Origin of the sequence: Acinetobacter sp. Ver3 (genome assembly GCF_000632455.1) — a bacterium.
Taxonomy (GTDB): domain Bacteria; phylum Pseudomonadota; class Gammaproteobacteria; order Pseudomonadales; family Moraxellaceae; genus Acinetobacter.
On sequence record NZ_JFYL01000038.1, the window covers coordinates 18083 to 30136 of the forward strand.

General features: G+C 38.5%; 10 protein-coding genes, 1 tRNA gene and 1 pseudogene. 8 read left to right on the forward strand and 4 right to left on the reverse strand.

The features are described from left to right. Positions 1-71: 71 nt before the first annotated feature. Positions 72-1358: an MFS transporter gene (locus CL42_RS10550; RefSeq protein WP_035268011.1), complete on the reverse strand. Its 1287-nt coding sequence runs from the start codon at positions 1356-1358 to the stop codon at positions 72-74. Positions 1359-1495: 137 nt separating this feature from the next. Between CL42_RS10550 and CL42_RS10555 the strand changes: the two genes are divergently transcribed. From CL42_RS10555 to putP, 5 genes are all read left to right on the forward strand, one after another. Then, complete coding sequence (locus tag CL42_RS10555; protein ID WP_035268017.1) at positions 1496-2113, forward strand: lysophospholipid acyltransferase family protein; 618 nt, start codon at positions 1496-1498, stop codon at positions 2111-2113. A 74-nt stretch (positions 2114-2187) separates the two neighbouring features. Beyond that, positions 2188-3117: a patatin-like phospholipase family protein gene (locus CL42_RS10560; protein ID WP_051586590.1), complete on the forward strand. Its 930-nt coding sequence runs from the start codon at positions 2188-2190 to the stop codon at positions 3115-3117. An 86-nt stretch (positions 3118-3203) separates the two neighbouring features. After that, positions 3204-3677, forward strand: coding sequence for an NfeD family protein (locus CL42_RS10565; RefSeq protein ID WP_035268023.1), 474 nt, complete (start codon positions 3204-3206; stop codon positions 3675-3677). Positions 3678-3701: 24 nt separating this feature from the next. Next, entirely contained in the window at positions 3702-4556 is an 855-nt protein-coding gene (locus tag CL42_RS10570) for an SPFH domain-containing protein (RefSeq protein ID WP_035268029.1), read from the forward strand. A 167-nt stretch (positions 4557-4723) separates the two neighbouring features. After that, complete coding sequence (gene putP / locus CL42_RS10575; RefSeq protein ID WP_035268032.1) at positions 4724-6214, forward strand: sodium/proline symporter PutP; 1491 nt, start codon at positions 4724-4726, stop codon at positions 6212-6214. Between the two features lie 36 nt (positions 6215-6250). Here putP and CL42_RS10580 read toward each other — a convergent pair whose 3' ends face one another. The 3 genes from CL42_RS10580 to prpF all read right to left on the reverse strand — a co-directional run bounded on the left by CL42_RS10580 (position 6251) and on the right by prpF (position 9683). Next, a complete protein-coding gene (locus CL42_RS10580; RefSeq protein ID WP_035268035.1) occupies positions 6251-7162 on the reverse strand; it encodes a polyprenyl synthetase family protein in 912 nt (303 codons plus the stop codon). A 136-nt stretch (positions 7163-7298) separates the two neighbouring features. Then, positions 7299-8261, reverse strand: coding sequence for a GGDEF domain-containing protein (locus CL42_RS10585; RefSeq protein ID WP_051586591.1), 963 nt, complete (start codon positions 8259-8261; stop codon positions 7299-7301). A gap of 234 nt (positions 8262-8495) precedes the next feature. Continuing rightward, positions 8496-9683, reverse strand: coding sequence for a 2-methylaconitate cis-trans isomerase PrpF (gene prpF / locus CL42_RS10590; RefSeq protein ID WP_035268039.1), 1188 nt, complete (start codon positions 9681-9683; stop codon positions 8496-8498). A gap of 322 nt (positions 9684-10005) precedes the next feature. On the opposite strand from prpF, the gene CL42_RS10595 reads away from it, so the two are divergent. From CL42_RS10595 to CL42_RS10605, 3 genes and pseudogenes are all read left to right on the forward strand, one after another. Further along, the gene (locus tag CL42_RS10595; RefSeq protein WP_035268041.1) at positions 10006-11355 is read left to right on the forward strand and encodes an amino acid permease; all 1350 of its coding nucleotides are present in this window, start codon (positions 10006-10008) and stop codon (positions 11353-11355) included. A gap of 72 nt (positions 11356-11427) precedes the next feature. After that, positions 11428-11503 (forward strand) — tRNA-Arg (locus CL42_RS10600). 220 nt (positions 11504-11723) lie between these two features. Then, positions 11724-12054 (forward strand): annotated as a pseudogene (locus tag CL42_RS10605) (long-chain fatty acid transporter); the annotation flags it as partial.

The window sequence follows — 12054 nt, forward strand, 5'->3', positions numbered from 1 at the left end:
CTCTCCGTAATCTCGATTATTCATTTTTATTTCATCCTAAGCATGAAAATGAATAAAAGATAGATTACAGATTAATTCCATTGATGTTTGTTTTGAGCTGTATACCGACTCCATACTAAAATTGGTATGAACAAAAATAATCCTAAAATACAGATCAAAATGAGATATGAGGTATAACCGAGCCAATCGCCTAATATGCCACTCAAGGTATACAGTGCTCCCGCAATGGAAGCCATCAATGCGACTTGGAAAGTAAAATCTGTTCCTGCAAATTCTTTCCGACTGTATTGCATCACCAAGGTTAGAATAATCACCAATAACATCGCAGCGAACATATCTTCTAAAGTATTGATGATATAGATCCATACGACGTTCAATTCAGAAGATCGCGCCTCATAATGCGATAACCATGCAAATGCAATGAGACTCAATAATTTAAGCAGTGAAAAAGTAATTAAAGCACTTTGACGCGAATAAAACCTAAGTAGCCAACCTGCAATACCTGCTCCGATCAAAGCAGCAAATGCGCCAAGCATGGTCACATTGACACCAATTTGCGTCTTAGATAGTCCTAAATCGACCAACAATGGTTTAAGAATAGGTCCAGACAATCCATCCGTCACTTTAATACTACACAATACAAAAAACCAAAGTCTGAGTTCTCGATTTTGAAAAAAATATTTTAAGTAATGACTTAAAGCTTTCACGAAACTTTGAGTTTTAGATGATGAATCATCATCTTGATGATTATTGATGCTTTGTGAAGCATGTTGAGGCTCACGATACAATAATACGGGTAGCGTATTAAATGCCACCAAAATAGCCAGGCATAAAAAAGTGGTTTGCCAAGTCAATGCATCTAATACCCACAATATCGCACCGCCTCCCACAATAAAGCCCAACCTTGAACCAATCACTTGGAACATATTGCCTAAATGCTGTTGTTCACCTTTTAGAATATTCACAGCTAAGCCATCGGTTGCTATATCTTGAGTCGCTCCGATACTATTCATCATCAACAATGCCACGAAAAATCCAAAGAGATATTGAGGTTGGTTCAGTGATTGAATGGGGATAAACGATAAGATTATCAGCGTAATCATTGTGAGTAACTGAGTGGGTATAATCCAACTGCGGTAATGCCCTTGATTGAACAAATGATGGCGATCAACCAATGGAGCCCATAAAACTTTGAGTGCCCACGGAGCCATCAGCAATCCAAATCCACCAATATACGTTAAGGAAACACCTTCAGCACGCAGAATCACGGGCAAAGCATGTGTCATAAATCCTACTGGCAATCCTTGCGCCCAATAGAGTGAAAATAAAAGCACATACATTTTGGTATTTGGTGACATGAAAGAGGTGTCCTGCAACTGATGTCTTCTTAATCAATTCGTATTGAGATGTCCTTGTCACTTGATTCTTATTCTGCCAATGTATCTCATACACAAGGTCTTTATAATAAGTTTAAAAAGCATTTATACAACGCACAATGAACAATAGATTCCCAAAATTGCCATCACAAGTTCCTCAACGCGGTTCAACGTTGAGTCGAGCAGCATTCAAACAGCTTTATCTTCGTCAAGGCTGGTCTTTTGAGGGAGAATTTCCAAATTTCCCCAAAGCTGTCGCAATTGTGTCCCCGCATACATCAAATTATGATGGACTGTATGCCTTTCTCGCGATGCTTGGCATTGGCATTGAAGTCACAATCTTTGGAAAAGATAGTCTGTTCAAATCTCCACTCAAACATTTACTCAAATGGATCGGGGTGATTCCGGTAAAACGTGATACCCCCCAAGGCTTGACTCAACAAATTGTTCAAGCTATTCATGAACGAGATAAAATTTGGGTGGCAATGGCACCTGAAGGTACACGAAAAAGTGCTAAAAACATTCGCAGCGGTTTTTATCACATTGCCTTAGGTGCAAATATACCAGTGGTAATGTTTGCATTTGATTATGATCATAAAGTCATTCGATGTTTAGGAAGCCTCGAAATGACGGGAGACTATGAATCTGATCTGCATAAAATATTAGAATATTATCGTGGAAAAATTTCTCCTAAAAATATGAGTCGTTTAGCATTACCCTTTAAAGAACTTTTGTAAAAATGCTAGAAAAATAGACAGCAATCTGTTGAGATATGCCTAAAATTTTGACACTTTTTAGCAGATTAATGTCTATGTCATTGCTCCTCAATCTTCCCAAAATCAGCTTCATTGGCCTGAGTTTATTGGCGCTATCAGGCTGTAACTCTACTGTAAAAAATCCTACACAATCCACTCAAATTCAAGCACGCGAGCCAGTGATCGCGATTGCTCTAGGCGGTGGTGGTGCAAAAGGTTTTGCGCATATTGGTGTATTAAAGGTTTTAGAATCTCATGGTATAAAACCCAAAATTGTTACGGGTACAAGTGCTGGAAGTTTTGTCGGTAGTATTTATGCTTCAGGCAAATCTCCCTATCAACTACAGCAAATTGCACTTCAACTGAAAGAGTCCGATATTCGTGATTTAACTTTAAATCGACAGGGTGTGGTCCTCGGTCAAAAGCTCCAAGATTATGTCAATCGACAGGTTGGGAACAAACCGATTGAACAATTCCCGATTCGATTTGCTGCAGTTGCCACACGTTTAGATAATGGTAAACGCGCTGATTTCGTCAAAGGTAATACAGGTCAAGCCGTAAGAGCGTCATGTAGTATCCCTAACGTCTTTGTTCCAACAACGATTGGCAAAACCAAATATGTTGATGGTGGACTCGTGAGTCCAATTCCAGTTCAAACTGCCAAAAATATGGGTGCAGATATTGTGATAGCAGTTGATATTTCTGCACGCCCTGCAGGCAATAAGCCGATGAGCATGTGGGGACTGTTGGATCAAACGATTAATATTATGGGTCAACAAAGTATCAATACTGAACTCAATGCAGCTACAGTCGTGATTCAGCCAAAAGTTGGCCATTTAGGAACTTTGGATTTGAAAGCCAGCAATGAGGCAATACTTGAAGGTGAGAAAGCAGCGCAACTGAAAATTAAATCAATAGATACCGCAATTGCCAATTTCAAAAAATCTCCTGCTGCTTTCAAACCTGCACCAACAGCTCGCTTTTAAGCATTTTTTATAGGCTTCTCTGCCCTAGTCTGTTATCTTGATATAGATGTTTTCGTCTATAACAAGATAACGATTAGAGTAGATGTATGGACTTATTGATTGAACCTTGGCATTGGTTTGTATTAGGTATTTTGCTCATCCTGTCTGAGCTCATTTTACCGGCCTTTGCTGCACTGTGGTTTGGTATAGCTGCAGTCATTATTAGCATACTGGTGTGGCTATTTCCTTCTATGGGGCTTCCAACTCAAATTATTTTATGGGTTGTACTATCGATTTCATGTACGGTGGTTTGGTTTAAATTTATTAAACCACTTTCCGTTGATAAGACTAAAGCGGGTCTCTCACGTGAAGCGACAATCGGACAAGTTGGGATGGTGATTCAAATTGGTCATGAACCTGAATTGGTCAAAGTTCGTTTTCAGCTTCCAGTTCTAGGCTCTGACGAATGGAATTGCAGAACACTGAGCCTTGTTCAGGTCGGTGATCGTGTCAGAGTTACAGATATTTTAGGTAATGAGCTGGTCGTTCAAGCGCACAATAACCTCAATTCACCGTTATAAACAATAATTCTTAAAGGAGTAGAAATGTCTGGTTCAATTATTGCCATCGCATTTTTGGCATTCGTCGGGATCACTATTTTTAAAGGGGTTCGTATCGTTCCTCAAGGCTATAAATGGATCGTACAACGTCTGGGTAAATACCATACGACCTTAAGTCCAGGTCTAAACTTTGTGATTCCTTATGTTGATGAAGTCGCATATAAAGTCACAACAAAAGATATCGTTCTTGATATTCCATCTCAGGAAGTAATTACAAGAGATAACGCAGTTCTTTTAATGAACGCTGTTGCCTATATCAACATTACTACACCAGAAAAAGCAGTCTACGGTATCGAAAACTATACTTGGGCGATCCAAAACCTTGTCCAAACTTCTTTACGTTCAATCGTCGGTGAAATGGACTTGGATGATGCTTTATCTTCACGTGATCATATTAAAGCGAAGCTGAAAGCAGCAATTTCTGATGATATTTCAGATTGGGGAATTACGCTTAAAACGGTTGAAATCCAAGATATTCAACCATCAGGTACGATGCAATCCGCAATGGAAGCACAAGCCGCAGCTGAACGTCAGCGTCGTGCGACAGTGACACGTGCTGATGGTGAGAAACAAGCTGCGATTCTGGAAGCTGAAGGTCGTCTTGAAGCATCACGTCGTGATGCTGAGGCTCAAGTTGTACTTGCTGAAGCTTCAGAAAAAGCCATTAACATGGTTACCAATGCTGTAGGCGACAAAGAAATTCCTGTCGCTTATCTACTTGGTGAACAATATGTAAAAGCAATGCAGGATATGGCTAAATCTAATAATGCTAAAACTGTGGTATTGCCTGCTGACATTATGAATACGATTCGTGGGGTAATGGGTCGTAATAATCCTTAAATCGCTCAAACACTCTTCAAAATTTAAAAGGCAGCTTCGGCTGCCTTTGTTATTGATATGACTCAAGATTCAATTCTTCAGCATTTATTTTAAATTTATGGTTAAATTTCGCATCCTGAAAGATTGCATGAAAACAATCTATCGTCTAACTGCATCATGGAAATTGTATGAGCACCTTTGATCCCACCTTAATCACTTTCTTGTTCTATATTGTCGCCATGGTCGTGATTGGTTTAATCGCGTATCGAGCGACCACGAACTTTTCAGATTATATTTTGGGTGGAAGACGCTTGGGAAGTTTTGTAACAGCCCTTTCAGCTGGTGCTTCTGACATGAGTGGCTGGTTACTTATGGGTTTGCCAGGTGCTATTTATCTTTCCGGTCTATCAGAAATGTGGATTGCAATTGGTTTAATTATTGGTGCCTGGCTCAACTGGCTGTTAGTGGCAGGACGTCTCAGAGTTCATACTGAAGTTCAACACAATGCCCTTACACTCCCAGATTACTTTTCCAATCGTTTTAATGATCAGAAAAAAATTCTACGAATCGTTTCTGCATTTGTCATTTTAATCTTCTTTGCCATTTATTGTGCTTCAGGCATGGTGGCAGGCGCTCGATTATTTGAAAGTATGTTTGATCTTTCTTACAGCACTGCCCTTTGGATTAGTGCAATTGCAACGATCAGTTACGTTTTTATTGGTGGGTTCTTAGCTGTTTCTTGGACAGATACCATCCAAGCGGGTTTAATGATTTTTGCCTTACTGCTTACCCCCATCGTGGCTTTACTGACTTTTTCCGATTTATCTCAAGTGAATTTAGCACTTGAAGCAGCACGACCAGAAGCAAGCAGTTTAATAGGTAATTTAAGTACCGTCGCAATTATTTCATTACTGGCCTGGGGTTTAGGCTATTTCGGACAACCTCATATTCTTGTACGTTTTATGGCTGCTGATTCAGTTAAATCGATTCCTAATGCTCGTCGTATTGGTATGACTTGGATGATTCTGTGCCTTGGTGGTGCAGTGGCTGCTGGATATGTCGGTATTGCTTATTTTCAGCAAAATCCACAGTTCGCTAATATTGTGAATGCTAACCCTGAAACTGTATTTATGGAGTTAACGAAAGTTCTATTTAACCCATGGATCGCCGGCATTGTATTAGCTGCCATTTTGGCTGCGGTAATGAGTACATTGAGTTGTCAACTTCTTGTTTGTTCAAGCACTTTAACCGAAGATTTTTATAAATCTTTCATCCGTAAAACTGCTTCTCAAAAAGAACTGGTTTGGGTGGGTCGCTTGATGGTGCTACTGATTGCTTTACTTGCGATTGTTTTAGCGTCAAACCCTGAATCTAAAGTACTTGGTCTAGTTGCCTACGCTTGGGCAGGCTTTGGGGCAGCATTTGGCCCGCTCATTATTCTGTCTTTATTCTGGAAACGCATGACATTAAATGGCGCTTTGGCGGGGATGATCATTGGTGCAGTGACCGTTATTGTATGGAAAAATATTTGGGCTGATACTGGAATCTATGAAATCATTCCTGGCTTTATTTGCTCCCTCATCGCAATCATTGTTGTGAGTTTATTAGGTAAGCAACCGACCTCAGATGTTACTGACCGATTTGACGAAGCAGACCGATTATATAAAGCGACAAAATAACAAATGAAAAAGAGGACTTTCAGTCCTCTTTTTTTTTTAACTCTTTCGAGCAAGTAAAAAAGCTGAAATTTGTTTAAGTTCAGATGCTGAATCACCAAAATAATCTAAAGCACTAATGGCTTGCTGATGAAGCTTATTTGCATATTCTTTTGCAGCATCTAAACCCAATAAAGCTGGGTATGTTGATTTTTCTACAAGTTCATCTTTTCCAGCGGTCTTTCCAAGCGTTTCGGTATCCGAAACTATATCTAAAATATCATCTTGTACTTGAAATGCTAAACCTAATACTTGACCAAATTCACGCAATTTCGGTATTCCTGCATCTACACCGTCCATCACTGTCACTGCTGACATCATGATTGCCGCCTGAATCAGTGCACCAGTTTTATTACGATGAATATTTTCCAATGCTTCCTGATCAATTTTCTTGCCTTCTGCTTGCAAATCTAGGACTTGACCACAAACCATCTTAGAAGATGATGTCGCCAATATCTGCATTTGCTTCAACACAATAGAAGGGTCTACAGTCACTTGTGTATCAAAAAGTCGACTTCCTAAAACCTCAAATGCCATCGACTGCAAGATATCTCCCGCAAGTAGTGCTGTATCTTCACCATATGCAACATGGCAAGTGGGTTGACCACGACGCAACAAATCATTATCCATACATGGTAAGTCGTCATGAGCAAGTGAATAGCAATGAATTAACTCGACTGCAACTGCTGCACGTCGCACAGCAGCAAAATTTTTATGATCTTCACTTAATTCTGCTGTTGCATACGCTAAAGCTGGACGAACCCGTTTTCCACCTAACATGACTGCATGATTTACAGCACTTTTCAAAGGCTCTGGAATGAAAAATGCATCTAGTGCAATTTTCAGATCCTGTTGGATTTGCTGTTGAGCACGTTGTAATACTTCACTATTCACAGAGATATGTACTGTCACTGCCGTCTTTGAACCTCAAGTTATACCGTTTCAAGTCGGTATATATAAAATTGTCCTTATTCTACAACCAATTGTGATTGCTACAAAACACAATGCTGATTTGTTTTATTTAGTGATAGATTTAAATGAAGAGTGACTATTCATCTAACACATGAATCGAGTTTCGACCCAATACATGTGCAATGTCAACCGCACGATCTAAGGTTTCTAATATTTGCTTTTCTGAGTACATTTTCTGGCAATTAGGATGAAAAATCCCAATCGCACACGTGAGTACCTCATCCTCTTGAGGATCGAAATAAATTTTTTCACGGACCAAGGTTTGTTTTAGGCGTTCAGCAATGGTGAGAATTTTCCAAGGAGTCGATTCTTGAATCACCAAGATAAAACTTGCAGAGTTCAAACGATAGACTTCTGCTAAATCTTGATTCAACTCCTCTTTAATCAGAGATCCAATACGACTCAAAATTTCATCACCAATGGTATAACTATTGAGCTGATTAAACTTTTTAAAATTTTCGACTTCAAACTTGATAAAAGAATAATTTTTACGCTCTTGAATAAGGAAGCGATCTTTTAAAAACTGTTCAAATGCCAGCTTATTGTTCATCCCAGTCACAGGGTCCAAATATAGCTCTTCAAACAACCTTTTATTATTTTGGATCAAGACACGTTCACGTCTTTTCAATTTTGTTATATCTGCACATACGATCAACACGCAATCCAAAGAGGATGATTTATCTCTTAAAGCACTAAAATAAATTTGAAAAAAATGCCCTTTTGAATAGAACTCATTTTCAATTTTGTATAAACGTGAATCATTTCGAAACAATTGCAGCGCATCTTGAAATAATTGGTAAACCGTCGTTGATACGAAACCTAATTTCTTTCCGAGTAAATAGAGTGCATCACTCTCATAGATATCAGCAAATAATTGATTTGCACTAATAAATACACCATCATGCTGAACTAGCGCCACAGGCACAGGGATTTTGGCAATCACAGATACCAAATCTAATTTATTTGTAGCATGAATTTGGTTTAGAAACTCTTGATCAATCTTGGGCGTATCCTGCTCAAAATTATTATCCTTCTTCATTGGTCTTTCTCATTTTAATTATTCGTGGAGCGAAGGCTATTCAGCAACTTAATTTTATGAATTCGGTGAATATAATCACGTTGACTTATTTCCTTAATATAACATGTCAAAATTGACATAGTCTCAATTATTTATGAGTGAATCGTACTGTTAGTAATGCTTTCAGGCTAATTTAGTATACTTATCACATATTTTAAGCGCGTAAAAAAACCACTCGAAAGTGGTTTTTTTATCTTAAACCGTATCGCCAGGAATTCGCACCCATCCTTCCATGAGTACTCGAGCACTGCGACTCATAATGGCCTTTTTTACCGTCCATTGGTCATTAATTTTTTCCGCTTCAGCGCCCACTCTGAGTGTTCCAGAAGGATGCCCAAATCTGACTGATTTTTTTTCACCACCACCTGAGGCTAAATTGACTAATGTTCCAGGAATTGCAGCGGCGGTTCCAATCGCTACAGCTGCGGTTCCCATCATTGCATGGTGTAGTTTACCCATAGATAAAGCACGAACCGTCAAGTCGATCTCATCAGCGTGTACTGCTTTTCCGCTAGATGAAATGTAATTTTTAGGCGCAGATACAAATGCAATTTTAGGTGTATGCTGACGTTGAACCGCTTCATCAATATGCTGAATAATACCCATCTTTACAGCACCATAAGCACGAATTTTTTCAAACTTGGCCAAGGCCTCGACATCATTATTGATATGATCCTGAAGTTCAGTTCCTTCATACCCCAAGTCTGAAGCACACATAAAAATGGTTGGAATACCCGCATTAATCAGCGTCACCTGAAAGCGACCAATATCTGGGACTTCCAGCTCATCAACCACATTTCCTGTGGGAAACATGGCAGCCCCATCCTCTCCATCATCTGCGGGATCTAAAAATTCTATTTGCACCTCTGCAGCTGGAAATGTTACCCCATCAAGCTCGAAATCACCTGTTTCCTGAACCTGACCATTTGTAATTGGGACATGCGCAATAATCGTTTTCTGAATATTGACCTGCCAAATCTTTACCGTACAAATTCCATTCTCTGGAATCTTTTCTGCACTCACGAGACCATTTGAAATCGCAAATGAGCCTACTGCTGCCGTAAGATTGCCACAGTTGCCACTCCAATCGACGAATGGTCGATCAATTGCAACCTGTCCAAAAAGATAATCTACATCATGATCAGATTGAGCGCTTTTAGAGAGAATGACTGTCTTACTGGTACTAGATGAAGCACCACCCATTCCATCAATTTGTTTGCCATAAGGATCAGGGCTTCCTATCACACGTAATAAGATTTGATCTCTTGCTTTACCTGGAACTTGAGCTTCTTTGGGTAAATCATTTAAGTTAAAGAAAACACCTTTACTCGTTCCTCCACGCATATAAGTGGCTGGAATTTTAATTTGTGGTGTTGAACTCATAGCTCATTCCTTCTCTTTTAATATTTGTTATCAATCGTGATTTTTAGTTCAACACAGTATAAATGATTTTTTATGTGAACATGAGCACTTAACACTATGGTATGAATTTCCATCAATTACGATAGATTAAATTTAATTCACTCTAACAAAAATAAACTCTAATAAAATTAAATGATTGATTAAAAAATAATTAAATCATTTTTCTATAATAATTTTATTTTATTTAAATCATAAAAAACATTCATGAACGCTGACGTACTAGGCTAATGCAATTTGATCTATTACAATCTTGTAACTTATTTCAATCGTCGGGCTGAATACTTTGAATAACAAGTCTTCACAACTTCAGCGTGGCTTAAAGAATCGTCATATCCAATTAATCGCTATGGGTGGTGCAATTGGTACAGGCTTATTTTTAGGTTCCGCACACGTGATCCAATCTGCCGGCCCATCTATTATTTTGGGTTATGCAATTGGTGGTTTAATCGCTTTTTTAATTATGCGCCAATTAGGCGAAATGATTGTTCATGAACCTGTTGCAGGATCATTTAGTCATTTTGCAAATAAATATTGGGGTAAGTTTCCTGGATTCCTAGCAGGTTGGAACTATTGGATTCTTTATATTTTGGTCGCGATGACCGAATTAACAGCTGTTGCAAAATATATTAACTATTGGTGGCCTCACATTCCTGCTTGGTCATCAGTTCTTTTCTTCTTTATTATCATTACCTTAGTTAACCTCTGTAATGTTAAATTTTATGGAGAATCAGAGTTTTGGCTGTCTATTATTAAAGTAGCAGCTGTCGTGTCGATGATTATCTTCGGTTTATTCTTGTTGTTTACAGCAGGATCTGACTCTACTGCATCATTCAGTAATCTTTGGACTCATGGTGGTTTCTTCCCTCATGGATTCGAAGGTTTATTCTTCATGTTGGCATTCCTGATGTTCGCCTTTGGTGGTATTGAACTGATTGGTATGGCGGCAGCTGAGGCTGAAAATCCAGAGAAAACGATTCCTAAAGCAATTAATCAAGTTGTTTTCCGTATTCTGATTTTCTATGTTGGGTCGCTTACAATTCTTCTTTCTTTAGTTCCATGGAATCAACTGCAACTTGGTGGTCTAGATAAAAGCCCATTCGTAATGATCTTCAGTCAACTGGGTATTGATTGGGCTGCTCACCTGCTCAACTTTATTATTTTGACTGCTGCGCTATCGGTATATAACAGTGGAATGTACGCGAATAGCCGTATGCTTTTTGGTTTAGCAAAACAAGGTAATGCCCCTAAAATTTTTGAAAAAACCAATAAACAAGGTGTACCTGTTCCAGCAGTATTGTTGTCAGCGGTGTTAATTTTCGGATGTGTTTTATTAAACTATTTTGCACCTGAAGATGCTTTAAGTAATTTAATTTATATTGTTGTTGGTGCTCTAGTACTTAACTGGGCGATGATTGCGTTGACTCACTTGAAATTTAAACAAGCGATGAAACTGTCAAATACCACTTCAAAATTTCCTGCTCTATGGTCACCAGCCAGTAACTATTTGGTTCTTGGGTTTATTCTTGTCGTGCTTTACATCATGTGGACTCAGGGCTTAAGCGGTGCTGTGATCATGATTCCGATCTGGATTATCCTGATGTTGGTATTATTTAAATTACTTTACCGAAAATAGTAAGACGCATTAAAAAAGTTATTGCTAAGCAATAACTTTTTTTCTAAAAATTTTTTAGTATCAGATTAGTATGCGTCCTTAGCTTAACTGGATAGAGCAGTTGCCTCCTAAGTGACCGGCGTGGGTTCGAGTCCCGCAGGGCGCACCATTTTCTTAGATTAATACACTTATCAACAAATTGACCCAAAATAAAAAAAATAAATGTCATTTCAGTCAAATTTTTGTTGCATCTCATTACCTTTATGATATGTTGTTTGTAGAGTAAAAAATAAACATTTAAGCATAAATCGTTTATTTATCAGCTCTTAAGGAAATAACTAAAAAAATTCTATTAAATTAAAAATTCAAATTATCTAAGGATAGATAACATGAAATTAAAAACCATCAGTGCATCTGTATTATTTGCTTTATTACCGATTTCTGGGGCTTATGCAGCCGCTATGGATCGCTCAGGTCAATCGATAGGAGCATTTTTACAACCCAATAACTACTTTGAAGCAGGTATCTCCATTATTGACCCTGATGTATCTGGAAAAAATCAATTGGGTCCAATTAGTGATATGGGTGATGATTATTATTTTCCAAGCGCAGCTTTGAAATTACAACTTAACGAAAATTTCTCTTTCGGTATTCTATATGATCAGCCATTTGGGGCATCTGCAACTTATACAGATGGTATGATTCCTGATGATGGAGAGA